Source organism: Roseovarius sp. MMSF_3350 (assembly GCF_030733425.1).
Taxonomy (GTDB): domain Bacteria; phylum Pseudomonadota; class Alphaproteobacteria; order Rhodobacterales; family Rhodobacteraceae; genus Roseovarius.
Map to the genome: position 1 here is coordinate 93995 of NZ_JASHIZ010000003.1, position 26215 is coordinate 120209.

Consider the following 26215-nt stretch of genomic DNA (forward strand, 5'->3'; position numbering starts at 1 on the left):
GTCGGAATGATCAAAAATACCTGCGAAGACACTTACGGTTACCAGTTCTGCGACGGGCATGACTCGAAACACGAAGCCATTCGGGCGTAGGCGCGAGTCGAAGTTGCCCTGCGCCACTGGCGATCGGCATGAAAAACCAAATGGTTCTCGAAGAAGGGCGGCGAAAGCCGCCCTTTTTTGCGCCCCGTTACGTGGGTCGTCGTTCCAATGTTGCCTATCGCCTCATCCCATGACTTCGAGACAATGACTGACGCACTCACCTCGGTGAACCGGTGAACGGTGACAGTTGCGCAAAAGTCCAGGCGCGCTATCGGCCCAGACCAAACCCAAGAAAAATTCCCAGTAGCGCTTCTGTTGCGTGTTTTCACTTCCCAAACCCATCTGGTCCGACTCGAACCCTCGTTCGCGCGAGAAACCGTAGAAAAACCAGAAGATCCAGCGCCTACGCCCGATTGACCTTTTTCGCTTGCAAAATGGACATTTCAAGCCCGCCGGTGGCCATTAATTGGTAGTCAGAACATCGGAACAGCCGTTAACCCGCTGCCCGCCTCACGCGCATTTGGAGTGCCCGCAGGACGCGCAGGTCAGGCAGCCCTCGACCTTGCGCATGTCATAGCTTCCGCAGGCCGGGCAGGCCGGACCCCGCGGCGCGTCAAGGTTCACCACATTGGCCGTCGGGTCCTCCTTCAGGCCCAGCCCCTCGCCTTCGAGAAAGCCGATATTGATCATGTGGCTCTCCAGCACGCCGCCGATCGCGGCCAGCATCGAGGGGATGTATTTCCCGTTCATCCACGCCCCGCCGCGCGGATCGAACACCGCCTTCAGTTCCTCGACCACGAAACTCACGTCGCCGCCCCGCCGGAACACCGCACTGATCATCCGCGTCAGCGCCACGGTCCAGGCGAAATGCTCCATGTTCTTGGAGTTGATGAACACCTCGAAGGGCCGCCGCCGCCCGTCCAGCACGATATCGTTCACGGTCACGTAGATCGCATGGCTGCTGTCGGGCCACTTGAGCTTGTAAGTCGCACCCTCCAGCTCCGTCGGCCGGTCCAGCGGCTCGGACATATAGACAACCTCGCCACCCTCCACGGGCATCGGCACCTTGTCCTCGGATTCCACGCTCAGCACGCTGCCGGTGATGTCGTTGGGCCGGTACGTGGTGCATCCCTTGCAGCCCGTGTCCCAGGCCTGCATGTAGACTTCCTTGAACGCCTCGAACCCGATATCGGCAGGCACATTGATCGTCTTGGAGATACTACTGTCGACCCATTTCTGCGCCGCCGCCTGCATTTTCACATGTGCCTGCGGTTCCAGCGTCTGGGCATTGACGAAATAGTCCGGCAGTTCCGCGTCGCCTTTCGTCTCGCGCCACATCTGCACGGCGTAATCCACCACCTCTTCCTCGGTGCGGCTGCCATCCTTCTGCAACACCTTGCGGGTATAGGAATAGGCAAAGACCGGCTCGATGCCGCTGCTGACATTCCCCGCATAAAGGCTGATCGTCCCGGTGGGCGCAACACTGGTCAACAGCGCGTTGCGGATCCCGTGCTCGGCCACCGCCGCGCGCACATCCTCGTCCATCGCCTGCATCATGCCGCTCTGCAAATAGGGTTCCGCCTCGAACAGCGGAAACGCCCCCTTCTCCTTGGCCAGGTCCACCGACGCCAGGTACGCCGCCCGCGCGATCGCCTTCATCCACGCCTCGCACTGCGCCGCCGCGTCGTCGTCGCCGTAACGCAGCCCGCACATCAAGAGCGCATCGGCCAGCCCCGTGACCCCCAGCCCGATCCGCCGCTTGGCCTGCGCCTCGGCGCGCTGCTCGGGCAGCGGAAATTTCGATGCGTCCACCACGTTGTCCATCATCCGCACCGCCGTGCCCACCAGCTCGGCCAGCGCGCCCTCGTCGATGCCCGCCCCCGCCTCGAACGGCTCCGTCACCAGCCGCGCCAGGTTGATCGACCCCAGCAGGCACGCGCCGTAAGGCGGCAACGGCTGCTCGCCACAGGGGTTCGTCGCCGCGATCGTCTCGGCATAATGCAGGTTGTTGGCCTTGTTGATCCGGTCGATGAAGATCACGCCCGGCTCGGCGAAATCATAGGTCGCCCGCATGATCCGGTTCCACAAGTCGCGCGCCTGCACCGTCTTGTAGACCTTGTCGCTGAACACCAGGTCCCATGGCCCGTCCGCCTTGACGGCCTCCATGAAATCGTCCGTCACCAGCACGCTCAGGTTGAACATCCGCAGCCGCGCCGCATCGCCCTTCACCCCGATGAACTCCTCGACATCCGGGTGATCGCACCGCATCGTCGCCATCATCGCCCCGCGCCGGCTGCCGGCACTCATGATTGTCCGGCACATCGCGTCCCACACGTCCATGAAGCTGAGCGGCCCGCTGGCATCGGCGGCCACGCCCTCGACCAACGCGCCCTTCGGCCGGATTGTCGAGAAATCATACCCGATGCCACCACCCTGCTGCATGGTCAGCGCCGCCTCGCGCAATCCGTCGAAGATGCCGTTCATGTTGTCGGGGATCGTGCCCATGACGAAACAGTTGAACAGCGTCACCGCCCGGCCCGTCCCGGCCCCCGCGGTGATCCGCCCGGCCGGCAGGAACCGGAAATCCTCCAGCGCGTGATAGAACCGCTCTTCCCAGATGTCCGGCTCGGCCTCGACAGCCGCCACCGCCCGCGCGATCCGCCGCCAGCTGTCCTCCACCGTGCCATCCACCGGCGTGCCGTCCGCCTCTTTCAGGCGGTACTTCATATCCCAGATGGCCCCGGCGATAGGAGCGGCGAATCGAGTCATGCGGGGACCTGTTTTGTCTAGTGTTTTCGGGCAGCGATAGTGGCGAGCGAGACGTAGCACACTAGTCGTTGTAGCCGTTCGGGTCAATCCTCCGAACTATCTTCTACCACCCTGCAGCCCTTTCCTCTGGCCGAAAATATCCCAGGGGGTTTGGGGGACTGGTCCCCCATACAAAGGGGGTTTGGGGGCCCCGCCCCCAAGGCCTGCGTGGCCCGAACGCAGTCACCCCTGCGTGCCAACGGCACACCACAAGGTCGCACCCGCTTGAATTCCCCCGCCCCGACCATAGGATATGCCGGGTGGAAATGGGGGCAGTCGTGACAGACCCGAAAATACATCTCGTCAAGCTCTCGGTCGGCTCGGAAACCGTCGAAAGCCTCATCGCCTGGCAATCCGGCAAGCAGGCGCAGGGCCCCGACGGATTGCCGCGCCACGTCACCCGCATGTGGCCCCGGCGCGAGACCGAGTTGCTCGAGGGCGGCTCGATCTACTGGGTGATCCAGGGCCTGATCCAGTGCCGGCAGCGGATCATTCGGCTCGACGAGGTCACCCGCGCCGACGGCATCCGCCGCTGCGGTATCGTGCTGGAGCCGGACATCATCCGCACCACCACCGCCCGCAAGCGCCCGTTCCAGGGCTGGCGCTACCTCGCCGCCGCGGACGCGCCCGCCGACCTGCCGAAAAACCGTCAGGACGAAGACGCGTTGCCCGCGGGTCTCAGCGCCGCGCTGGCGGATATCGGCGTACTCTGACCCTCACTCTTCATTTATGCACACACCGTCGATCACCGGCGAACAGAGCTTGCCGCGTGACCGGCAGGTTCTTGCTTTCAAACCTTGAATCCTGTCGGGATTTCAGCAGGTTCCCGCCGATGATCCGCTGTATTTCGGCACCTGACCGCACCTCACACCGACGTGATCGCGCGTGTCGGCCTCCCCCCCTTGTCGCAGCTTCACGCCAAGGCATATCTGCCGTCACACAGCGCCGAAAAGACGCGCTGCGGAACGAAACAGACATGCCGAAAGGAAAGCATGATGAAACGAGCAACTTCGATCCTCGCCAGCGCCCTCGCTCTGGGCGCCGTCCCCGCATTCGCAGGCAACACCTCGGCTCCGGTCGAGGACACCATCGTCGCCGCGCCGCAACCGGCTCCGGCGCCCACCAATTTCGGCCCTAACTGGACCGGTGCCTATGGTGGTGTCCAGCTCGGCTACGGTGATGTCGACACCAATGTGTCAGGCGGCGACGACGGCGTGATCGGCGGTCTGACCGCGGGTTACGACTATGATTTCGGCACGTTCGTGCTGGGTGGCGGCCTTGACTACGACTTCGCCGATATCGGCGTGGCCAACAATGCCGCGACGCTTGAAAACGTGTTCCGCGCCAAGGTCCGCGGCGGCTACAAGCTGGGCGATGGCCTGCTCTATGCCACCGGCGGTTACGCCCAGGCCGACACCGACAACCTCGGCAGCGATGACGGCTACTTCATCGGCGGCGGCTACGAGCACATGATCACCCAGAACTTCTCGATGGGTGGCGAACTGCTTTATCACGAGTTCGACAACTACAATGGCACCGCCACCGACGTCGAAGCGACGACGCTCCAGGTGCGCGGCACATTCCGCTTCTAGGCACCGTTCGAGTCTCTGTCAGGACATTGGCCCGGGGCGGCATTTCGCCGGCCCGGGCCTAACTTTGTGAAATACACCAAAGTTCGTAAAGTTCCATCATTTCTTTGAGGCGAGTCAAAAAAAGCGGATTTCCGCCAAAGGTGTATCCCCCGCGCATCGCCCTTGAAAATAACGCGCGCCAGACAAGCCAATCCGGCACCTTTTCTTGCCCGGTGGGCGTTCCACGCCATATGCCCGAGACAAAGGCGCACGCCCCGCGTTCCGTCTCCCAACCGCAAGTAAATGGTCCTGAAAGGATAACAGTATGCACCGAGCAACCACTCTTCTCGCAGCCGCCTTCGCCCTCGGCGCCGCGCCCGCGTTCGCAGGCAACCTCACGCCGCCCGCCGACGATATCGTCACCCCGCCGCCGCCGCCTGTCGCCGCGACCCCCAACTGGACCGGTCTCTACGGCGGTGTGCAACTGGGCTACAACAACCTCGACTCCAACATCTCCGGTGGGGACGACACTGTCATCGGCGGCCTGTTCGTCGGCTACGACTACGACTTCGGCAACTTCGTGCTGGGCAGCAGCCTCGACTACGACTTCACCGAGGCCGAAGTCTCGACCGCGCCGAACCCGCAGGTCGACCTGGAAAACATCTTCCGCGCCAAGCTGCGTGCCGGCTACAAGCTTGGCAACGGTCTGATCTACGGCACCGGCGGCTATGCCAAGGCGTTCACGGACAACCTCGGCGACGACGATGGCTACTTCGTCGGCGCAGGCTACGAAACGATGGTCACCGACAGCTTCTCGCTCGGTGGCGAACTGCTCTACCACGAGTTCGACAATTTCAACGGCTCCAACGCCGATGTCGAGCCGACGACGGTTCAACTGCGCGGCACGTTCCGCTTCTGATCGGACAAGATCATCCTGCCCGGCACCTCCGGGCAGGATCCACGGATCGAGGCGCCTCCCGCCCCCGGGCGGAGGCGCCTTTTTCACGCGCGGCGGGCCCCGTCGCGGCGTTGCGCAACGCGCGGTCCGGTAGGCCGCATTCTCCGCGAAAACGGCACCGTCGCCGCACACCCCGAATACCGACGCGATACCGACGTGCCGTTTCAGGCCACATCGCGCCCATTAACCTTCGATTTGAAACGCCCGCTATAGGATGTCCAGCACGGCCTCCGGCGGCCGACCGATCGCCGCCTTCTCCCGCGCGAACACGATCGGCCGCTCGATCAGGATCGGATGCGCCGCCATCGCGGCCAGCAAGGTCTCTTCCGGGCTGTCCAGCGGCAATCCCAGCTCCTTGAAACGGGATTCTCCTCGGCGGATCAGGTCCTTGGCGGGAATATCCAACAGCGCCAGCGCGTTACGCAACTCAGCCACGTCCGGCGCGTCTTCAAGATAGCGGCGCACCTTCACCTCAAGGTCCCGCTCCTCCAGCAGGGCCAGCGTCTGGCGCGACTTCGAACATCGCGGGTTGTGCCATATCTCGATCAAAGCCATGCGTCCCTCCCCGTGCCAATCGCCGCGCCGATATTCGAAAAACCGTTTTCTTCCAATAGCTTGTCCAGCCCTCCAGCGATGCGCTCCACCAGGCCGATCCCTTCATAAACCATCGCCGAGTACAGCTGAACCGCGCTCGCCCCGGCCCTGATTTTTTCCAGCGCCTGCTCGGCAGTTCCGACACCGCCCACACCGATCAGCGGCATCCGCCCATCGGTCAGCTGCGACAGCCGCGCCAGCACCTTCGTCGACCGCTCGAACAGCGGCGCCCCCGACAGCCCGCCTGCCTCATCCTTCACCGGGCTTCGTAGCCCGCTCCGGTCCAGCGTGGTGTTGGTGGCGATGACCGCCGCAACACCGCCCGCCTGCGCAACATCGGCCACCTCGGACAGTTCCAAGTCACTGAGATCCGGGGCGATTTTGAGAAAGATCGGGATCGGATTTTCCAACCAGCTTCGCGCCTCCATCACGCCTTTCAGCAGCGCTGCCAGCGCCTCGGCGCCTTGCAGGTCGCGCAGCTTCTCGGTGTTGGGGCTGGAGACATTGACGGTCGCGAAATCCAGATGCGGCCCGCAGCGCGCCAGCACCCGGGCGAAATCCTCGGCGCGGTCCACGCTGTCCTTGTTGGCACCAAGGTTCAGCCCGATCACCGCATCCCTGGGACGTGTCGCAAGGCGCTGCACCACGTCCTCCATACCCTTGTTGTTAAAGCCGAAACGGTTGATCACCGCTCGGTCCTCGGCCAGCCGGAACAGCCTTGGTCTGGGGTTGCCCGCCTGCGGTTTCGGTGTCACCGCTCCCGCCTCGATGAACCCGAACCCGGCCCGAGAGAGCGGCGACAACGCCACCGCGTTCTTGTCGAACCCCGCCGCCAGCCCGATCGGGTTGGCCAACCGCAGTCCCGCCACCTCGCAGCGCAACCGCGCCGACGTGACCAGCCCCGGCAGCGGCACCAGCCCGGCCCTGAGCGCCTGCAAGGCCAGCCCGTGCGCCCGCTCCGGGTCCATCCGATGCATCAGGCCAAGCCCGATCCGGTCGGCCAGTGTCATGCCGCGCCCACCGGGAACTGGTGCGTGCCATCGACCAGCGGCAGGGGCTGGGCCCAGACCACATCCTCGAGCCGCAGAACCCTGTAAAGATGGGGAAATTTGTCGCCGCCACGGGATGTCTCCCAAGCCAGGTCCTCGCCCAGCCGGTCGGTCTCGACCGCCACCAGCACCAGGTCGTCCTCACCCTCGAAATGCTTCGCCGCCGTCTCCGGCGCCTGCATCGGCGTCGAGAAATGAATGTAACCGTCCGCCACATCCACCGGCGCGCCGCGCGTTTCCTTTTCGGACCGCAGCGCGGCCCACTCGTCTGCCCGGAAAATCTTGTAGATCAGCATGTCTTGGTGATGCCCCGCCACATGCGCCCGGTCAAGCAGATTGCCTTTGACGCATCGCCAACCATGCCGCACTCTGCCTGCATTCCCTCAGGAGACACGCTCATGCGATTCATTTCCCTTGCCCTCTCCGGCATCCTGTCCGCCACCGCCGCTCAGGCCGACTATACGCTCAACATATTGCACACCAACGATTTTCACGCCCGGTTCGAGCCGATCAGCAAATACAACTCCACCTGCGCCCCCGAGGACAACGACGCCGGCGAATGCTTCGGCGGCTCCGCGCGTCTGGCCACCGCGATCGAACAGGCCCGCGCCGACGCTCCCAACCCGGTGCTGTTCGACGGCGGGGATCAGTTTCAGGGCACGCTGTTCTACAATTATTACAAGGGCAAGCTGGCCGCCGAAATGATGAACCGCCTGGGATACGACGCCATGACCGTGGGCAACCACGAGTTCGATGACGGCCCCGAGGTGCTGCGCGGCTTCATGGACGCGGTCGAGTTTCCCGTGCTGATGTCCAACGCCGATATCAGCCGCGAGGCGCTGCTGAAGGACGTAGTTCAAAAGTCCACCGTTATCGAACGCGGCGGCGAAAAGATCGGCCTCATCGGCCTTACCCCCCAGGACACCGACGAGCTGGCCAGCCCCGGCCCGAACGTCATCTTCACCGATCCCGTCGATGCCGTCCAGCACGAGGTCGACAGGCTGACCGAACAGGGCATCAACAAGATCATCGTGCTGTCGCATTCAGGGTACGGGGTGGACCAGCGCGTGGCCGAGGCCACGACGGGCGTCGACGTGATCGTGGGCGGCCATTCCAATACCTATCTTGCCAATGACGACCCCGACGCCGCCGGCCCATACCCCACGATGGTGGGCAATACGGCCATCGTGCAGGCCTATGCCTATGGCAAGTTCCTGGGTCGTCTCGACGTGGTGTTCAACGACGCAGGCGAGGTCACGTCAGCCACCGGCAACCCGTTGATCATGGACGCCGCCGTGTCCGAGGATGCCGAGGTTGTCTCGCGCATTCAGGAAGCCGCCAAGCCGCTGGATGAGATCCGCAACAAGGTCGTGGCCGAAGCAACCGATGCCATCAACGGCGACCGCGACGCCTGCCGCGCCGGGGAATGCGCCATGGGCAATGCCGTGGCCGAGGCGATGCTGGCCCGCGTGGCCGACCAGGGCGTGCAGATCGCCCTGATGAATGGCGGCGGCGTACGCGCCTCGATAGATGCCGGCGCCGTCACGATGGGCGAGGTGCTGACAGTGCTGCCCTTCCAGAATACGCTTTCGACCTTCCGCATCGACGGAGCCACGCTGAAGGAGGCTCTGGAAAACGGCGTCAGCCAGGTCGGAGAAGGCGCGGGCCGCTTCCCGCAGGTCGCCGGCATGAGCTTCGTCTTCGACCCGTCCGCCGAGCCCGGATCGCGCGTCACGGAAGTGACCGTGGGCGGCGAACCCCTTGATCTCGAACGCGATTATCTTGCCGTGTCCAACGACTATCTGCGCAACGGCGGCGACGGGTATTCCATGCTGCGCGACGCCGCCGATGCCTATGATTTCGGGCCCGACGTGGCCGATGTCCTGGCCGAGTACCTGGCACAGAACTCGCCCGTCTCGCCCATGACGGACGGGCGAATCCGGCAGGCGGGGCAATAGCCCCCGCCACGGTCCGCACGGGCTATGCAATACCGATGCCACGCGGCATAAAGGCGCCATGAACAAGGTGCGCGACCAGTACGAGGCCTATCCCTATCCCGAGCGGGATCCGAGGGACGAGAAAAAGCGGCTTATCCTGGGCTCGCCGTCGCTGCCGCAGGAGATCGACCATTACGTCTTCGGCGGTCAGCGGGACTGGTCGCAGCCGCTGCGTATCTTCGTGGCCGGTGGTGGCACGGGCGACGGCCTCATCCAGCTGACGGCGCTTCTGACGCAATATGGCAAGCCGTATCAGGCGACCTATATCGATCTCTCCGCCGCTTCACGGAAGGTGGCGGAGGCACGGGCAAGGACGCGCGGGCTGAAGAACATCACCTTCGTCACAGGCAGCCTGCTGGACGCGCCGGACCATGGTCCCTTCGACTACATCGACTGCTGCGGCGTACTGCATCATCTGCCCGACCCGGACGCCGGCTTCACCGCGCTGCGCCAGGCCCTCGCCCCCGGCGGTGGCATAGGCTTCATGGTCTACGCCCCCTATGGCCGCTCCGGTGTCTATCCCTTGCAGGAAGCCTTCACCGCCCTTTACGAAGACATGTCCCCGAAGGACCGGCTGAAGGCCGCGCGCCAGGTCGTCGAGCGCTTGCCGGCGGGCCACCCCTTCAAGTCCAACACCAATCTCAACGATCACAAGAGCGGCGACGCGGGGTTTTACGACCTGCTGCTGCACAGCACCGACCGCGCCTATGACGTGCAATCGCTGACCGACACGCTCGACCGCACCGGCTGGTCCTTTGCGGGCTTCACCGTTCCGATCCTCTATGACCTCGCTCGTTTGGCGCCGGTGCCTGCGGGGATGGACCCGGTCGCGGCTATGGCCGTGGCCGAGAAACTCAACGGCACGATCCGCACCCACACGGGCTATGCCACCGACACGCCGCGACCCGTGGCCTCTGGCAAGACGCGCACGCTCGTGCCGCACATCAAGGGGCTGCATGCCGCGCAGCTGGCCCGCGCCGTGGCCCAGGGGCAGACGCCTGCACTCGACACGGACGGCATCAGGGACGCGCTCAGCCTGCCTCGACAGACCGCCCCCCTGCTGGCCGCCATCGATGGCCGCCGCAGCCTGCAGGAGATCGCAGGGCATGCCGGAATGGACCCGATCACCTTCGGCGGGCATTGGAGCCAGGTGGAAAAGGCGCTCCTGCCCTGGGGAATGCTGGTCTACTCGAACGTGCTGAGATAGGCCGATGTGCGGACGTTTCGCCGTCACCCTGCCGCAGGACGCCATGGCCCGGCTCTTTGCCGCGCGGCCCGTTAACGATTTGCCAGCGGTTCCCAATTACAACGTCTGTCCGACCAATGATGTGCATGTGGTGACCTCCGATGGCACCGACCGGCAGCTTGGGTCGATGCGCTGGGGTTTCATCCCGCACTGGTACAAGAATCCCGCTGACGGCCCGTTACTGATCAACGCCCGGGCCGAGACCATCGCGGAAAAGCCCGCATTCCGGGCGGCGGCGCGCGAGCGGCGCTGCCTGATCCCGGCCAGCGGATTTTACGAATGGACCAAGGACGAGGACGGCAACCGCCTGCCCTGGTTCATCCACCCGGCCCGGGGCGACGCACTGGCGTTCGCGGGCGTCTACCAGTCGTGGGACAAGGGCGATGAACCTATGGTCACCTGCGCGATCGTCACCACCGGGGCGAACGAACCGATGCAGCAGATCCATCACCGGATGCCGGTGATCCTGGCCGAAAAGGATTGGCCGCTCTGGCTGGGCGAGGCAGGCCACGGTGCGGCCACGCTGATGACCGCGGCACCGGACGACGCGCTGAACTTCTACCGCGTTGACCCGAAGGTCAATTCCAACCGCGCCTCCGGTCCTGACCTGATCGACCCGCTCGACGACTGATTATTCGTACGAATAATCTATTTACCGGCCCGCCATCAGCCGCGCCATATCGAGCATTCGGCAGGAAAAGCCCCACTCGTTGTCATACCAGCCGAAGACCCGCAGCAACCCGCCGGTCGACACGCTGGTCTCGGGGCCGACGAGGACGAGCGATTCCGGCCGCCCCCGCAGGTCCGAGCTGACCAGCGGTTGCTCGGTCCAGCCGAACACGCCGCCGGGCCGCACCGCGCCCTGCAGCACCGTATTCACCGCCGCCGCGTCCACCCTCTCGCGCGTCTGCACCGTCAGGTCGATGCACGACACGCTGGCCGTGGGCACGCGGATTGCCCGGGCCTCGATCCGGCCTTTCAGATGCGGCAGGACAAGCCCGGTCTGATCCTGCGCGCTGGTCGTCGTCGGCACCATCGAGAGGGCCGCGGCGCGGCTGCGCTCGGGCGCGGCGCGGGGCTTGTCCACCGTGGGCTGGCTGCCAGTATAGCAGTGCACCGTCGTCATCTGGCCACTGACCAGCCCGAGCGCCTCGTCCAGAAGGCGCGCCAGCGGGGCCAGAGCGTTGGTCGTGCAGGAGGCGTTCGAGACGATCCGGTGCTCGCCCAGCTCGCCTTCGTTCGCGCCCATGACTAGCGTCACGTCCGCCTCCGGCGAGGGGCCGGAGATCAGAACCTTCCGCGCTCCGGCCTCGAGGCCGCGCTCGGCCACGGCGCGCTTGCCACCCATGCCGGTGCATTCCAGCACGATGTCCACGCCTTTCAGATCCAGACGGCGCAGGTCCGCCTCGGCATGGAAAGGAATGTGCCGCCCGCCCACGATCAGCGTCGACTCTGCAAAGCCAACCTCCTCCGGCCACGGTCCGAAAACACTGTCGTACTGAAAGAGGTAGGCACAGGTGCTCAACGGCTCGATATCGTTGATCGCAACCAGCTCGAAATCCCGGGCATCACGCAGCAGGATCCGCAGCAGCGTCCGGCCGATACGACCGAAACCGTTGATGGCAACACGGATCGGCGGATTAGACATGTCGGTGACTCCTGTGTTTGGTTTCGGATCGAACAATCGCCGCGACATTAAGGGCTTTCCAGCCGTGAAATATTATTTGATCAAATTCCTAGCGCGCGGCGGCACCCCCGGTGTGCCCGGTCCGGGCAACGGAGGCTTCCAGCGCCGGATACCGAAACCACAGCGTCGCGCCCCGCGCAACGAAGCTGATCAATAACGCCAGCCACAGCCCGTGGTTGCCCAGCCACGGCACAAGGACCATTGCTGCCAGGACATAGAGGATCAGGCTAAGCGCCATCATGTTGCGCATGTCCCCGGCCCGCGTCGCACCGATGAAGATGCCATCCAGCATGAACGGCGCGACGCCGACCACCGGCGCGATACAGACATAGACCAGAAAAGCGCGCGCCTCGGCCTGCACCTCCGGCGCCTTGGCCATCAGGTCGATGATCGCCCCGCCCCACAGCGCAAAGGCAAGCGCCATCAGCACCACGATGGCCATCGCCCAGATGCTCGTCAGGAGCGCCCCCCGGCGCAGCCGCGCGACGCTGCCCTGTCCGAAGGCCTGCCCGACAAGCGCCTCGGCGGCAAAGGCGAAACCGTCGAGCGCGTGGGCTGAAATGTTCAGGAACTGCAATAGCACCTGGTTGGCCGCGAGAGTGACATCCCCGAAACCGCCGCCGAGCAGCAGGAACGAGATAAATATCGCCTGAAGCATCAGCGAACGTAGTAGAATATCGCGATTGACCGCCATCATGCGCGCGAGTTGCACCCTGTCGAACACCCGGCCCCAATCGCGCCACGCGGGCATGCCCCAGACGTCGCGGCACAGCCACAGGCCAAGGATGAGGCCCGACCACTCGGCAATGAAGGTGGCCCATGCCACACCGGCCACGCCAAGGTCCAACCCCAGCACGAACCACAGGTCCAACAGGATGTTCACGCCGTTCATCACCACCTGCAGCACCAGCACCGCGCGGGTCCGCTCCAGCGCGATCAGCCAGCCGGTCACTCCGTATAGCGCGATGAGTGCCGGTGCGCTCCAGACACGGATCGCCATGTACTCCAGTGCCAGCGCCTCCACCTCCGCACTGGCCGGAGACACGAGGAATGCGCCGGAGAAGAGCGGCAATTGCAAAGCGATGACACCGATGCCGCCCGCCAGCCCGATCATCACCGACCGGGTCAACATGGCGGCCACCTCGGCGGAACGCCCGGCCCCGTGGGCCTGACTGGTCAGGCCGGTCGTACCCATGCGCAGAAAGCCGAATATCCAGTAGACCCCGGTAAGGATGATCGCCCCGATACCGACCGCCCCGATCGGGACCGCCTCGCCCATTTGTCCGACCACGCCGGTGTCGACCGCGCCGAGGATCGGCACGGTTGCGTTCGATAGCACGATCGGTATGGCGATGTTCAGGACGCGTCTGTGCGTGACCTCCGCCGGGGTCTCAGCCATCGCGGCGCGGCATCAGAAAGTGCCCCGTGGCCTGCGCGAAGGGGCGCGCGCGGTTGTCCTGCCACGCCTCGGCGCGGACCGAGGCATAGCGCCGCCCCGAGCGGGTGACCACGGCGCGGGCATAGGCGTCTCGCGGCAGGCCCGAGCGCAGGTAATCCACGGTGAAATCAATTGTCTTGGGCAGGCGGGGCACGTCACCGGCCTCGAACGCCTCGACCGCCAGTTCGCCGGACTCCATCTCGTCCCACAGCATTGCCCAACTCAGTGTGATGATCGACGTCACCTCGAGGAAGGCCGCCGTCGCCCCACCATGCAGCGCCGGCAAGAGCGGATTGCCGATCAGCTTTTCGTCGAAGGGCATTAGCCCGGTCAACTCGTCGCCGCGCCGGTCGAACTCGATCCCCATGAACCGGATATAGGGCACACCTTCGACCAGCGCGCGCAGGGCCGCGTCGCGGCGTTGCTTGATCACCTGAACGGGTTCGGGACGCGCGCGGCTCATGTCTTGTCCGCCACGGTAAAGGTGCCGGTGGCCTGTGCCACGGGCCGGTCGGCATCGTCGTCCAGCGTCTGCGCCCGAACGAAGGCGACCGAACGGGTGATATGGTAGCACTCGGCCCGCGCCCGGATCGCCTGGCCGGGCTTGGCCGGCCGCATGTAGTCGATGCGCAGGTCGATCGTCGCGGTGGCCCCGGGCGAGTCCGGGTGGCTCATCACCGCGGCGCCACAGCACGTATCCATCAGCGCCGACACCGCCCCGCCGTGGATCACGCCGGATTCCGGGTCGCCGACGAGGTGCTCGGCATAGTCCATCTTCATCTCGGCCACGCCGTCGCCCACATGGGTGATCTCCATCCCCATCGCCTTGGCGTGCGGTATCGCGCCCATGAATTGCGCGGCGATCTTGTTGTTGTTGGTCATGAAACGTCCTGCGGCTTGGTCGCCTCTTTATGGTCTCTAATCCAGATGCGCCGCAAGGGTGCCTGTTGCGCGATCCGACCTATGTCTCTTAAGTAGACGTGAGGAGGACCCGTAATGTCAGAGCAACGCCTGTCATTCAAGGAGATGTGCGCCAGGTTCGACGTGACCCCGCGCACGCTTCGGTACTACGAATACATCGAATTGCTCAGCCCCGACCGCGAGGGGCGTTCCCGCTATTACGGTCCCCGCGAAGTGGCCCGCATGACCCTGATCTTGCGCGGTCGTCGCTGGGGCTTTGCCCTCGAGGATATCCGCCAGTGGCTCGAGATCTACGAGGAAAAAGGGACCGACGCCCAGTTGCGCACCTGGATCGACCTTGCCGACCGCCAACTCGAGGAATTGCGCAGCCAGAAGGAACAGCTGGAGCAGTCCATCGCCGAGCTGAAAGAGGCCCGCGATTCGACCGAAAAGTCGCTTGGCTAGAGCCTCCCGCGCCGGCAATTTCAGATTAATTCCGCACATAAATTGCGCCGCTCGCCGGTTGACCTTGCCTGATCTTACGTAAAGCGCAAAGTGACGTTACGTAGCGGTTACGTAAACCGGGCAACGTGTTGTACCGGTACGCATCGCCTCACATGTTCCGGCCAGTTGATCAGATTTATGGAAAGCGACATGACCGACGAAACGATGACAATTCGCGAGATGTGCGACGCGTTCAACGTGACGCCGCGGACCCTGCGTTTCTACGAGGCGAAAGAGCTGCTCTTCCCCCGCCGGGAAGGTCAGAAGCGACTGTTCACCAAGAGCGACCGCGCCCGGCTCAAGCTGATCCTGCGCGGCAAGCGCTTCGGTTTCAGCCTCGAGGAAATCCGCCAGCTTCTGAACCTTTACGACCGTGGCGACCAGCAGCTGACGCAGCTGGAGACGACTTACGAGATCGCCAAGGACCGGCTGGAAGAGCTTGAACGCCAGCGCGACGAACTGACCGCCGCCATCGACGAGCTGCGCGACCAGATGAAATGGGGCGAGAGGATGATCTCCTCGCTCCGCCAGACACCGAAAGCCGCGGAATGATCCCCGGCCCGACACTGTGATGTTTTAGGGAGACCACCACATGCCGAGCTACACCCCGCCCACCAAGGACATGCAGTTCATTCTGCACGATGTCCTGAAGGTCAGCACCACCGACACCCCCGGCTATGCCGAACTGGATCGTGATTTCACCGGCGCCGTGCTGGAAGAGGCCGGCAAGATCGCGTCCGAGGTTCTGGCCCCGCTCAACGTCGTGGGCGACACCGAGGGCTGCAAGCTGGAAAACGGCGTCGTCCGCACGCCCACCGGCTTCAAGGCGGCCTTCGACCAGGTGCGCGAGGGTGGCTGGACGGCGCTCGACCTGCCCGAGGAATTCGGCGGGCAGAACATGCCCTATATCCTGGGCACCGCGGTGGGCGAGATGTTCTCGGCCGCGAACCAGGCCTTCACCATGTACCAGGGCCTCACACACGGCGCGGCCTCGGCAATCCTGGCCCATGGGTCCGAGGATCAGAAAGCGACCTACCTGCCCAAGATGGCGTCCTGCGACTGGACCGGCACGATGAACCTGACCGAGCCGCATTGCGGCACCGACCTTGGGCTCATGCGCACCAAGGCGGAACCGCAGGGTGACGGCAGCTACAAGATCACCGGCCAGAAGATCTTCATCTCGTCGGGCGAGCACGACATGGCCGACAACATCATCCACTTGGTGCTGGCCAAGATCCCCGGCGGCCCCGAGGGTATCAAGGGCGTCAGCCTCTTCATCGTGCCGAAGTTCATCGTCAAGGACGACGGCTCGCTGGGCGAACGCAACGGCGTCGCCTGCGGCAAGATCGAGGAGAAGATGGGCATCCACGGCAACTCGACCTGCGTCATGAACTATGACGAGGCGACGGGCTACCTGCTGGGTGAAGAGCACAAGGGCATGCGCGCCATGTTCACCATGATGAACGAGGCCCGAATCGGCGTCGGCATGCAGGGCCTGGCCCAGGCCGATGTCGCCTACCAGAACGCGCTGGCATACGCCAAGGACCGTCTGCAAGGCCGCGACGTGACCGGCGTCAAGAACCCCGATGGCCCGGCTGACCCGCTGATCGTGCATCCGGATATCCGCCGCGCGCTCTTGGACCAGAAAAGCTTTGTCGAAGGCGCCCGCGCGTTCCTTCTGTGGGGCAGCCAGATGATCGACCAGTCACATCGCGGCAATGACGCCGCCGCCGAAGGGATGGTCAGCCTGCTGACCCCGATCATCAAGGGCTTTTTGACCGACGAGGGCTTTGACATGACGATCCTCGCCCAGCAGGTCTATGGCGGCCACGGCTATATCGAGGAATGGGGCATGTCCCAGTTCGCCCGCGACGCCCGGATCGCCATGATCTACGAAGGCGCCAACGGCGTCCAGGCGCTCGATCTGGTGGGCCGCAAGCTGGCGCAGGACGGCGGCAAGCACGTCATGGCCTTCTTCGACATGGTCAAGGCGTTCATCAAGGAAAACGAGGGCCATCCGGCGCTGAAGTCCGATTTCCTCGACCCGCTCAAGGAAAGCTCCAAGCACCTGCAACAGGCCGGCATGTTCTTCATGCAGAACGGCATGAAGAACCCCAATGCCGCGCTGTCGGGATCGTATGACTTCATGCACCTTTTCGGGCATGTCTGCCTGGGCCTGATGTGGGCGCAGATGGCCAAGGCCGCGCACGCGGCGATCGAAGCGGGCGAAGGCGACACGGCCTTCTACAAGACCAAGATCGCCACGGGCCGCTTCTACATGAAACGCCGCCTGCCCGCTACGGGCATGCACCTGGCGCGCATCGAGTCCGGCGCCGAGCCGGTAATGGAGCTTGAAGCCGAGGCATTCTGAACCCTGTAGGGTGGGTTTCAAACCCACCCTGCGCCCGCCACGATGACTGGGAGGACATCATGCCGAAACGCTTTCGCCTGACCCGCCGCTTCAACGCCGCGATGACCGAGGACGGCTATCGCCGCCTGCGAAAATTCGCGCAGGAAGCGGGACTCGACGAAGGCGAGGCGCTGTCCTTCCTCTTCGAGAATTTCGACAGCGTGATCGACGAGGACACGTTCGGTCACCGTCTGCGCATCTTCAATTCCGAACTCGACGCCCGCAAACGCTAGGGAGGCCCCTCATGTCCGCATGGATGACCGAAGAGCACGAAATGCTCACCGAGATGACGGCCAAGTTCATCACCGAGGAATGGGGCCCGCATTTCGAGCGCTGGCGCAAGGCCGGCATAATGGACCGCGAGATCTGGCAGCAGGCCGGCGCGCTGGGCCTGCTCTGCCCCTCGATCCCCGAGGAATACGGCGGCGCGGGCGGTGATTTCGGCCACGAGGCGGTGATCTGCATCGAGCAATCCCGCGCCAATCTCGCAAGCTGGGGCAACCCGATCCACTCCGGGATCGTGGCGCATTACCTCTTGGCCTATGGTAGCGAGGAACAAAAGAAGCGCTGGCTGCCCAAGATGGTTTCGGGCGACATGGTCGGCGCGCTGGCCATGACCGAACCCGGCGCCGGCTCGGACCTGCAAGGCATGAAGACCAAGGCCCTGCGCGAGGGCAATTCCTATCGCCTGACGGGGCAAAAAACGTTCATCACGAACGGCCAGCACGCCGACCTGATCATCGTCGCCGCCAAGACCGATTCCACACAGGGGGCGAAGGGCATCTCGCTCGTCGTGGTCGAAACCGAGGGTGCCGAGGGGTTCAGCCGCGGCCGCAACCTCGACAAGAACGGGCTGAAGGCCGGCGACACGTCCGAGCTCTTCTTCGACAATGTCGAGATTCCCCCTGAGAACATCCTCGGCGGCGAAGAGGGCCGTGGCTTCTACCAGATGATGGAGCAACTGCCCCAGGAACGCCTGATAATCGCCTGCGGCGCCCAAGGCGCTCTGGAAGGCGGCGTCGCCCGCACCATTGCCTACACCAAGGAGCGCGAGGCGTTCGGCGCGCCCATCTTCGACAAGTTCCAGACGATCCGCTTTACCCTGACCGAGTGCCTGACCAAGACCAAGGTCTGTCGCGCGTTCCTCGACGAATGTATCGAGGAACACCTGCACGGCAAGCTGAGCGTCGAGAAGGCCGCGATGGCGAAATACTGGCTGACCGATACGCAGTTCGAGGTGCTGGACGCCTGCGTGCAACTGCATGGCGGCTACGGCTACATGACCGAGTACGACATCGCTGAGATGTGGGCCGACGCGCGGGTGCAGCGCATTTACGGCGGCACCAACGAGATCATGAAAGAACTGATTTCGAGGTCGCTATGATTTTCTGGCCCGACCGCATGACACAGCGCGCTGGACGCCTTCGGCGAGAGTATTTGGGGAAAAGTGAAAGCGCATTCCGCCTTTCATCGTTCTTCAAATACTCGATTGCGGCGCCTGCCACGAACACCACACCGGGAGTGAGAACATGACGATCAAGCTGTACTGTTTCGGAGAAAGCGGCAACGCCTACAAGGCGGCGCTGGCGCTGGAGCTTTCCGGCCTCGACTGGGAGCCGGTGAAGGTCGATTTCTTCGGCGGAGAAACCCGGGGCGACGCGTACCGAAAAGACGTCAACGAGATGGGCGAAGCGCCGGTCATGATCGACGGCGATCTGCGCCTGACCCAGTCGGGCGTGATACAGCAATACGTCACCGACAAGACGGGCAAGTTCGGCGGTCAGGATCAGTCGGAAAAATACGAGGTTCTGCGCTGGGTGCTGTGGGACAATCACAAGCTTAGCAGCCAGGCCGGGATGACGCGGTTCCTGATGAACTTCCTGCCCGAGGACAAGCGCCCGGCGGAGGTCATCACCTTCACCCAGGGGCGCCTGAAAGCCGCCTATACTACTCTGAACGACCGGCTTGAGGGGCGCGACTGGATCGTGGGCGACGGGGTGACCAACGCGGACATCTCCTGCTGCGCTTACCTTTTCTATCCCGAACCCTTCGGCTTTGACCGCGCCGAGTGGCCGAATATCGACAGGTGGCTTTCGGGTATCGAGGCCCTGCCCGGCTGGAAACACCCCTATGACCTGATGCCGGGCTCTCCGGCGGATCGCGCCTGAGCCGACCTCGGCGCGCATGAGAAACAAACAGACACGACAGGACAACCAAAGGAGTCCGCACATGACCGAAGCCTATATCTATGACGCGGTCCGCACGCCGCGCGGCAAGGGCCGCAAGGACGGCGCTCTGCACGAAGTCACCGCCGTGCGCCTCAGCACCCATGTGCTGAACGCGCTGAAAGACCGCAACGGCCTCGACGGTCACGCCGTCGAGGACGTGATCTGGGGCAACGTCACTCAAGTGATGGAACAGGGCGGCTGCCTGGCACGGACCGCCGTGCTGGCCTCGGACCTCGACGAATCCATCCCCGGCCTTGCCATCAACCGCTTCTGCGCCTCCGGCATGGAAGCCGTGAACTTGGCCGCGAACCAGGTCAAGGGCGGCGCGGGCGAGGCCTATATCGCCGGCGGCGTCGAGATGATGGGCCGCGTGGCCATGGGCAGCGACGGCGCGGCGATTGCCGTTGACCCCAGCGTTGCCATGGACAGCTACTTCGTCCCTCAGGGCATCTCGGCGGACATCATCGCCACCGAATACGGCTTCAACCGCGACCAGGCCGATGCGCTGGCGGTTGAGAGCCAGAACCGCGCGGCGGCGGCGTGGAAGGACAAGCGTTTCGAGAAATCCATCATCGAGGTGAAGGACCAGAACGGCCTCACGATCCTCGACCACGACGAATACATGCGCCCCGGCACCGACATGCAGGCGCTGGGTGGGCTCAATGCCAGCTTCCAGCAGATGGGCGAGGTGATGCCGGGCTTCGACGCCGTGGCAAAGCTGAAGTACCCGCACCTTGAGAAAATCAACCACATCCACCATGCCGGCAACAGCTCTGGCATCGTGGACGGGTCGGCCGGTGTGCTGATCGGCTCCAAGGAATTCGGTGAGAAATGGGGCCTGAAACCCCGCGCCCGCATCCGCCAGACCTGCAAGATCGGCACCGATCCAACGATCATGCTGACCGGCCCGGTGCCGGCGACGCAGAAGATCCTGGCGGATTCTGGCATGAACATCGGCGACATCGACCTTTTCGAGGTGAACGAGGCCTTCGCCTCGGTCGTGCTGCGCTTCATGCAGGCCTTCGACGTCGATCCCGAGCTGGTCAACGTCAATGGCGGCTCGATTGCCATGGGCCACCCGCTGGGCGCAACCGGCGCGATCATCATCGGCACGCTTTTGGACGAGCTGGAACGCTCGGACAAGGAAGTCGGGCTCGCCACGCTCTGCATTGCGTCCGGCATGGGCGCGGCCACGATCATCGAACGCGTGTAACCCGGGATACGAGGATTAGAGACATGACTGATTTCACGATGGAAAAAGGCGCCGACGGCGTCGCAATCATCACCTGGGACACCCAAGGCAAGTCCATGAACGTGATGAACATGGAAGGCTGGCCCCTGCTGGAAAGCCTGGTGGACGACGCGCTGGCGGACGATGCGGTCAAGGGCATCGTCATCACGTCGGGCAAGGAGGGCACGTTCGCCGGGGGCATGGACCTGAACGTCATCGCCAAGATGAAGGAAATGGCCGGCGACAACCCGGCGCAGGGCCTGATGGACGGGCTGATGAACATGCACTCGATCCTGCGTAAGATCGAGCGCGGCGGCATGGATGACAAGAACAAGGGCGGCAAGCCCATCGCCGCCGCCCTGCCCGGCACGGCGCTTGGCATCGGGCTGGAAATCCCGCTGGCCTGCCACCGCATCTTTGCCGCCGACAACCCCAAGGCCAAGATCGGCCTGCCCGAGATCATGGTCGGCATCTTCCCCGGCGCGGGCGGCACCACCCGCCTTGTCCGCAAGCTGGGCGCAATGGGGGCCTCGCCCCTGCTGCTCGAAGGCAAGCTGAACGATCCCAATAAAGCCAAGTCCGCCGGCGTGGTGGACGAGGTCGTGCCCGCCGACGAGTTGATTGCAAAAGCCAAGGAATGGGTCCTTTCCGAGCCCAGCTTCGTCAAGCCGTGGGACGAGAAGGGCTACAAGATGCCCGGCGGTGCGCCATACCATCCGGCAGGCTTCATGACCTTCGTGGGCGCCTCGGCCATGGTGAACGGCAAGACCCAGGGCGCCTTCCCGGCGGCCAAGGCGCTGCTCTCCGCTGTCTATGAAGGCGCGCTCGTGCCCTTCGACACCGCGCTCAAGATCGAGGCGCGCTGGTTCACCAACGTCCTGATGAACCCCTCCTCGGCGGCCATGATCCGCAGCCTTTTCATCAACAAGGAGGCGCTGGAAAAAGGCGCCAACCGCCCCGACGTGCCCGACCAGAAGGTCAAGAAGGTGGGCGTCATGGGTGCGGGCATGATGGGCGCGGGCATCGCGCTCGTCTCGGCCATGGCGGGGATGGAGGTCGTGCTGATCGACCAGAAACAAGAAGCCGCCGACAAGGGCAAGGCCTATACCGCCGATTACATGGACAAGGGCATCAAGCGCGGCAAGGCCACCGAGGAAAAGAAGGCGGCGACGCTGGACCTCATTACCGCGACCACCGATTACAACGCGCTGAAAGGGGCCGACCTGATCATCGAGGCCGTGTTCGAGGACCCCGGCGTCAAGGCCGAGGTGACGAAAGAGGTGCTCAAGGTCGTGGGCGACGAGTGCATCTTCGCCACCAACACCTCGACTCTGCCAATTACCGAACTGGCCAAGGCGTCGGACAACCCCGAACAGTTCATCGGCATCCACTTCTTCTCGCCCGTCGAAAAGATGATGCTGGTCGAGATCATCAAGGGCGCGGAAACCGGCCCGCGCGCCGTCGCCAAGGCTCTGGATTACGTTCGCCAGATCCGCAAGACACCCATAGTGGTCAATGACGCGCGGTTCTTCTACTGCAACCGCTGCATCATCCCTTACATCAACGAGGGCATCCGCATGGTGGCCGAGGGCGTGACGCCAGCGCTGATCGACAACGCTGCCCGTCAGTTGGGCTTCCCCGTGGGGCCGCTGCAACTGGTCGACGAGACCTCGATCGACCTCGGTGCCAAGATCGCCCGCGCCACCAAGGCCGCGATGGGTGACGATTATCCCGACGGTGCCGTCGACGAGGTGATCTTCTGGATGGAAGGTGAGGGCCGTCTGGGCCGCAAGTCCAACGCAGGCTTCTTTGATTACGACGACAAGGGCAAGCGGCAGGGCTACTGGTCCGGGCTGGAGGAGAAGTACCCTCATGCCGAAGATCAGCCCGACCTGATCGAAGTGCAGCATCGCCTGATGTTCGCACAGGTGCTGGAAGCCGTCCGCGCGCTGGAGGAAGGCGTGCTGGAAGACATTCGCGAAGGCGACGTCGGCGCGATCCTCGCCTGGGGCTTCGCGCCGTGGTCGGGCGGTCCGTTCTCGTGGCTCGACATCATCGGCACGCCCTACGCGGCCGAACGCTGTGACGAGCTGACGGCCAAGTTCGGCGAGCGCTTCGCCACGCCCGAATTGCTGCGCGAGATGGCCGGGAAGAACCAGTCCTTCTACAAACGGTTTGGCACAGAGGCAGAAGCCGCGTAACCGCACCCCTTCGAGCAAAGGCAAAACCCGCGCGGCAAGGCAACCGCGCGGGTTATTTCTTTAAGCTAAGACAAGCTGGCCGCCGTTAGGCCGGAACAGCCGCCGCCCAGATATCCTGCGGGGAGTTGCCGCAAACCGCGGCAATCTCGTCCTCGATCTGCACGGCCAGGAACCGCGCCTCGTCCATCGACAGGACAGAATAGAATGGGCGGGGTTCTTCGGTGAAGGCCGCGTCGATCATGTCCGCGAAGCCCGGGCAGAAGAACAGCGCGCCGTCCTCACCGAACACCACCTGGTCGGCGGCGAAATGCAGGACCAAAACCTCCACATCGTCATCGGGCGGCGTGCGGGCGACACCGTAAAGCCCCTCGATCGCCTCGGCGGGGATCAGGGTGAAGGGATCGCCGTAGAGATCCTCAGCCGCGTCGCTCTCCACCATGATGTTCTGCCCCGGCAGCACGCGCATCACCTCGCGGTTGCCAAGCGCACCGGCGGGCACCTCAAGCGGCCAGAATTGACGCGGACAATGGTCCTGTCCGCTCCACAGACGGATACGGCTGACCTTTGTGACTGTCTGAAGCCCCCCATCGAAGGTCAGAACCCTGTCGCCCTCTGCAATCGCCTCGACGGGGCGCCAACCCATGCCGGTCGCCACTTTCGTGCCGGAAATCAGACCTGATTTGACTGCCGTCGCATCTGCGTTTTCGAAACTTTCGCGCGTCCCAGGCGTGGATTTCCATCCGAACATCAATCTTTTCCCCTCATGGGCCGTTGGCAGACGGCATCAGCAGACCGATCCCATGTGGCGTGATTCTCGGGACGCTCCTTGGTCGAAAAAGTGGCACGATTAGGGCATTGTTTCCTGCGCGTGACCATTCGGGACGGCTCCTGACAACAAGGCTAAACCTTGAAACGAAAGTGGCTTAAAATTTGTAGCCGAACCTTTCGATATCGACTGCACACAGACGCGACACCAGTTCCGCGTCAGCCTCATTGTAGTAGCCGCGGTAATCCTGCGCGCGGTCCGACCGGTTCTCGTGCGGCAGGTCCAGCCGGAATCCCAGATGTGCCCACAACGGTGCGGCGTCCGACTCGAAATGCTCCAGCCGGATATAAAGCTGCGCCTGCGGCTCGCCCTTTGCCGCGCGCATGTAGCTGGCGTAATCCGCGGCACGGATCGACGCCTGGATCTCCGCGGCGTTCAGAAACCCAGTGAAATCGGCGGCTCTGGCGCGGGCTACGGCGGGATGGTCGAAGGTCTGAACCTGCAACCAGTGGTAATAGCTGACCATTCTGTCCCAAGGGTTGCGCACCAAGGTGAAGCACAGGGCCTGCGCCACGAAGTCAGGCGACACCAGCCCGTCGATATCCGCCAGCGTCGAATGCTTCCACAAACGTCCAGCGGTTTGCGCATCCTTGATCCGACGCCGCCTCTTCTTCGCTTTCGGCGTGTCGCCGATCAGGATGTCGTCCCGCATCGCCCGCCCCTCCAGGGCCAGCGCCAGGGAGGTGCCCCCCGTCTTCGGGATATGCACGAAGATATAGTTGCGGCCCGGCGAGATGATCATGGAAGGACGCTAGGCCATAGAGGATGCCTTGGAAAGATTGCCGCAAGTGCGAAACAGCTTTGCGTTCGGCCGGGAAATACGCGATACCTCCTGCCGATCAGAACATACGCTTTCACGAAAGGAAGTCTGGCATGGGTTGGATGAAAGACGAGACCGGGCTTGGCCGGAACCCCGCCAACTACGTTCCGTTGACGCCGCTGTCGCACCTGCGTCGCGCCGCGCACGTGTTCCCCGACCACGATGCGGTCGTCTACGGCACTTTTCGCAAGACCTATGCCGAGTATTACGAGCGCGCGACGCGTCTTGCCTCCGCCCTCCAGAAGCTTGGCATCGTCCCCGGTGACGTTGTGGCCACGCTCCTGCCCAACATCCCCGCACATGCCGAGGCGCATTTCGGCGTGCCGGCCTCCGGTGCCGTGTTGAACACGATCAATACCCGCCTGGAACCTGACACCATCGCCTATATCCTCGACCACGGCGAGGCCAAGGTCGTTCTGATCGACCCGCAGTTCCTGCCCGCCTGTGCCGCAGCGATCGAGATGATGGAGGGCCCGGCCCCCACCCTGATCGAGGTCCCGGATGACCAGGCCGGTGTAAAGGCTTACGGCGACTACATGCTATACGAGGATTTCCTCGCCACGGGCGATCCGGCCTTCAAGTGGATCATGCCCGAGGACGAATGGGAAAGCCTTGCGCTCAATTACACCTCCGGCACCACCGGGCGCCCCAAGGGCGTGGTCTACAGCCATCGCGGCGCCTACCTGCTGACCACGGGCGTCGCGGTCACCTGGCCGATGCCGCGCCACGCGCGCTATCTGACCATCGTGCCACTGTTTCACTGCAACAACTGGAACCACACCTGGATGATGCCGATGGTCGGCGGCACCGTGGTGTGCTGCCGCGACATCACGGCAGCCAATATCTACAACGCCATCGCCGACGAGGGCGTCACCCATTTCGGTGCGGCCCCCATCGTGCTCAACATGATCGTCAACGCCAAGGACGAAGAGCGCCGCGAATTCGACCACGCGGTCAATGTCTTTACCGCCGGCGCGCCGCCCCCCGCCGCCACCCTGCGCGCAATCGAGCCGCTGGGCTTTGACGTGACGCAGGTCTACGGCCTGACGGAAACTTATGGCCATGTCACCGAATGCCTGTGGCACGACCGCTGGAACGACCTGCCCGAGGACGAACGCTACGCCATCAAGGCCCGCACCGGTATCCTCATGCCCTTCATGGAAGATATCACCGCGTTGGACCCCGAGACGATGGAACAGGTTCCCATGGACGGCGAAACCCAGGGCGAGGTGATGATCAAGGGCAACGCGGTGATGAAAGGTTATCTCAAGAACCCGAAGGCTACCGAAGAGGCCTTCCGCGGCGGCTATTTCCACTCCGGCGATATCGCCTACCAGCACGAGGACGGCTACCTCAAGATCGCCGACCGGGCCAAAGACATCATCATCTCGGGCGGCGAGAACATCAGCTCGGTCGAGGTCGAAGGCGCATTGATGATGCATCCCGCCGTGCTGCTGTGCGCCGTGGTGGCCATGCCGGACGAGAAATGGGGCGAAGTGCCCTGCGCCTTCGTCGAGGTCAAGGACAGCGCCACGGTCACCGAGGACGACCTGATTGCCTTCTGTCGCGAGCGGCTGGCCGGCTTCAAATGCCCCAAGAAAGTGGTGTTCGAGGAACTGCCCAAGACTTCCACCGGCAAGATCCAGAAGTTCGAGCTTCGCAAGGCGTTTAAATAGGCGCGGCGTCATCGGCAATTGCCCGCGCGCGG

At 63.8% G+C, this 26215-nt stretch carries 25 protein-coding genes; 15 read left to right on the forward strand and 10 right to left on the reverse strand.

Annotated features, from left to right (window positions below; all coding sequences use genetic code 11):
* Positions 1-549: 549 nt before the first annotated feature.
* Positions 550-2808 carry an adenosylcobalamin-dependent ribonucleoside-diphosphate reductase gene (locus RBB31_RS04565; protein ID WP_306128076.1) on the reverse strand — a complete coding sequence of 753 codons (2259 nt, stop codon included), beginning with the start codon at positions 2806-2808 and terminating at the stop codon, positions 550-552.
* A gap of 317 nt (positions 2809-3125) precedes the next feature.
* Between RBB31_RS04565 and RBB31_RS04570 the strand changes: the two genes are divergently transcribed.
* The 3 genes from RBB31_RS04570 to RBB31_RS04580 all read left to right on the forward strand — a co-directional run bounded on the left by RBB31_RS04570 (position 3126) and on the right by RBB31_RS04580 (position 5337).
* The gene (locus RBB31_RS04570; RefSeq protein ID WP_306128077.1) at positions 3126-3560 is read left to right on the forward strand and encodes a DUF1489 family protein; all 435 of its coding nucleotides are present in this window, start codon (positions 3126-3128) and stop codon (positions 3558-3560) included.
* Positions 3561-3842: 282 nt separating this feature from the next.
* Complete coding sequence (locus RBB31_RS04575) at positions 3843-4439, forward strand: outer membrane protein (protein ID WP_306128078.1); 597 nt, start codon at positions 3843-3845, stop codon at positions 4437-4439.
* 304 nt (positions 4440-4743) lie between these two features.
* On the forward strand, positions 4744-5337 hold the full coding sequence (locus tag RBB31_RS04580) for an outer membrane protein (protein ID WP_306128079.1): 594 nt from the start codon (positions 4744-4746) through the stop codon (positions 5335-5337).
* A gap of 246 nt (positions 5338-5583) precedes the next feature.
* Here the strand turns inward: RBB31_RS04580 and arsC are convergent, their stop codons facing one another.
* Genes arsC through RBB31_RS04595 form a run of 3 tightly spaced genes read right to left on the reverse strand, consistent with a single transcriptional unit; the run spans position 5584 to position 7315 of the window.
* Positions 5584-5931 carry an arsenate reductase (glutaredoxin) gene (arsC, locus tag RBB31_RS04585; RefSeq protein WP_306128080.1) on the reverse strand — a complete coding sequence of 116 codons (348 nt, stop codon included), beginning with the start codon at positions 5929-5931 and terminating at the stop codon, positions 5584-5586.
* Entirely contained in the window at positions 5922-6980 is a 1059-nt protein-coding gene (locus RBB31_RS04590) for a quinone-dependent dihydroorotate dehydrogenase (protein ID WP_306128081.1), read from the reverse strand. Before RBB31_RS04590 ends, arsC begins: the two co-directional genes overlap by 10 nt.
* Positions 6977-7315, reverse strand: a complete 339-nt coding sequence (locus RBB31_RS04595) for a DUF952 domain-containing protein (protein WP_306128082.1) — start codon at positions 7313-7315, stop codon at positions 6977-6979. The genes RBB31_RS04590 and RBB31_RS04595 overlap by 4 nt, the downstream gene beginning before the upstream one ends.
* 102 nt (positions 7316-7417) lie before the next feature.
* Between RBB31_RS04595 and RBB31_RS04600 the strand changes: the two genes are divergently transcribed.
* From RBB31_RS04600 to RBB31_RS04610, 3 genes are read left to right on the forward strand one after another with little or no spacing between them, the layout of a single operon-like run.
* Positions 7418-8977 (forward strand): bifunctional UDP-sugar hydrolase/5'-nucleotidase, encoded by a 1560-nt coding sequence (locus tag RBB31_RS04600; protein WP_306128083.1) that lies wholly within the window; start codon positions 7418-7420, stop codon positions 8975-8977.
* A gap of 58 nt (positions 8978-9035) precedes the next feature.
* Entirely contained in the window at positions 9036-10223 is a 1188-nt protein-coding gene (locus tag RBB31_RS04605; protein ID WP_306128084.1) for a bifunctional 2-polyprenyl-6-hydroxyphenol methylase/3-demethylubiquinol 3-O-methyltransferase UbiG, read from the forward strand.
* A 4-nt stretch (positions 10224-10227) separates the two neighbouring features.
* Positions 10228-10893: an SOS response-associated peptidase gene (locus RBB31_RS04610; protein WP_306128085.1), complete on the forward strand. Its 666-nt coding sequence runs from the start codon at positions 10228-10230 to the stop codon at positions 10891-10893.
* A 21-nt stretch (positions 10894-10914) separates the two neighbouring features.
* On the opposite strand, the gene RBB31_RS04615 is transcribed toward RBB31_RS04610, so the two are convergent.
* The 4 genes from RBB31_RS04615 to RBB31_RS04630 all read right to left on the reverse strand — a co-directional run bounded on the left by RBB31_RS04615 (position 10915) and on the right by RBB31_RS04630 (position 14269).
* A complete protein-coding gene (locus RBB31_RS04615) occupies positions 10915-11910 on the reverse strand; it encodes a type I glyceraldehyde-3-phosphate dehydrogenase (RefSeq protein ID WP_306128086.1) in 996 nt (331 codons plus the stop codon).
* A gap of 88 nt (positions 11911-11998) precedes the next feature.
* Entirely contained in the window at positions 11999-13348 is a 1350-nt protein-coding gene (locus tag RBB31_RS04620; RefSeq protein WP_306128087.1) for an MATE family efflux transporter, read from the reverse strand.
* Positions 13341-13850 carry a PaaI family thioesterase gene (locus RBB31_RS04625; protein ID WP_306128088.1) on the reverse strand — a complete coding sequence of 170 codons (510 nt, stop codon included), beginning with the start codon at positions 13848-13850 and terminating at the stop codon, positions 13341-13343. Before RBB31_RS04625 ends, RBB31_RS04620 begins: the two co-directional genes overlap by 8 nt.
* Complete coding sequence (locus RBB31_RS04630; protein WP_306128089.1) at positions 13847-14269, reverse strand: PaaI family thioesterase; 423 nt, start codon at positions 14267-14269, stop codon at positions 13847-13849. Before RBB31_RS04630 ends, RBB31_RS04625 begins: the two co-directional genes overlap by 4 nt.
* A gap of 114 nt (positions 14270-14383) precedes the next feature.
* Between RBB31_RS04630 and RBB31_RS04635 the strand changes: the two genes are divergently transcribed.
* The 8 genes from RBB31_RS04635 to RBB31_RS04670 all read left to right on the forward strand — a co-directional run bounded on the left by RBB31_RS04635 (position 14384) and on the right by RBB31_RS04670 (position 22861).
* Positions 14384-14752: a MerR family DNA-binding transcriptional regulator gene (locus tag RBB31_RS04635; RefSeq protein ID WP_306128090.1), complete on the forward strand. Its 369-nt coding sequence runs from the start codon at positions 14384-14386 to the stop codon at positions 14750-14752.
* A 189-nt stretch (positions 14753-14941) separates the two neighbouring features.
* Positions 14942-15343 (forward strand): MerR family DNA-binding transcriptional regulator, encoded by a 402-nt coding sequence (locus RBB31_RS04640; protein ID WP_306128092.1) that lies wholly within the window; start codon positions 14942-14944, stop codon positions 15341-15343.
* Positions 15344-15383: 40 nt separating this feature from the next.
* Positions 15384-17162, forward strand: coding sequence for an acyl-CoA dehydrogenase C-terminal domain-containing protein (locus RBB31_RS04645; protein WP_306128093.1), 1779 nt, complete (start codon positions 15384-15386; stop codon positions 17160-17162).
* A 59-nt stretch (positions 17163-17221) separates the two neighbouring features.
* Complete coding sequence (locus tag RBB31_RS04650; protein ID WP_057796430.1) at positions 17222-17434, forward strand: hypothetical protein; 213 nt, start codon at positions 17222-17224, stop codon at positions 17432-17434.
* 11 nt (positions 17435-17445) lie between these two features.
* Positions 17446-18585 carry an acyl-CoA dehydrogenase family protein gene (locus tag RBB31_RS04655; protein WP_306128094.1) on the forward strand — a complete coding sequence of 380 codons (1140 nt, stop codon included), beginning with the start codon at positions 17446-17448 and terminating at the stop codon, positions 18583-18585.
* Positions 18586-18730: 145 nt separating this feature from the next.
* Positions 18731-19369, forward strand: a complete 639-nt coding sequence (locus tag RBB31_RS04660) for a glutathione S-transferase family protein (protein WP_306128095.1) — start codon at positions 18731-18733, stop codon at positions 19367-19369.
* Between the two features lie 61 nt (positions 19370-19430).
* Positions 19431-20642 (forward strand): acetyl-CoA C-acetyltransferase, encoded by a 1212-nt coding sequence (locus RBB31_RS04665; protein WP_306128096.1) that lies wholly within the window; start codon positions 19431-19433, stop codon positions 20640-20642.
* A 23-nt stretch (positions 20643-20665) separates the two neighbouring features.
* Positions 20666-22861 carry a 3-hydroxyacyl-CoA dehydrogenase NAD-binding domain-containing protein gene (locus RBB31_RS04670; protein WP_306128097.1) on the forward strand — a complete coding sequence of 732 codons (2196 nt, stop codon included), beginning with the start codon at positions 20666-20668 and terminating at the stop codon, positions 22859-22861.
* 85 nt (positions 22862-22946) lie between these two features.
* Here RBB31_RS04670 and RBB31_RS04675 read toward each other — a convergent pair whose 3' ends face one another.
* Complete coding sequence (locus tag RBB31_RS04675; protein WP_306128098.1) at positions 22947-23609, reverse strand: Hint domain-containing protein; 663 nt, start codon at positions 23607-23609, stop codon at positions 22947-22949.
* A 175-nt stretch (positions 23610-23784) separates the two neighbouring features.
* Complete coding sequence (locus tag RBB31_RS04680) at positions 23785-24429, reverse strand: sulfotransferase family 2 domain-containing protein (protein WP_306128099.1); 645 nt, start codon at positions 24427-24429, stop codon at positions 23785-23787.
* Positions 24430-24560: 131 nt separating this feature from the next.
* Here RBB31_RS04680 and RBB31_RS04685 point away from each other — a divergent pair, with 131 nt between their 5' ends.
* On the forward strand, positions 24561-26183 hold the full coding sequence (locus RBB31_RS04685; protein ID WP_306128100.1) for a long-chain-fatty-acid--CoA ligase: 1623 nt from the start codon (positions 24561-24563) through the stop codon (positions 26181-26183).
* The last annotated feature ends 32 nt before the right edge of the window (positions 26184-26215 follow it).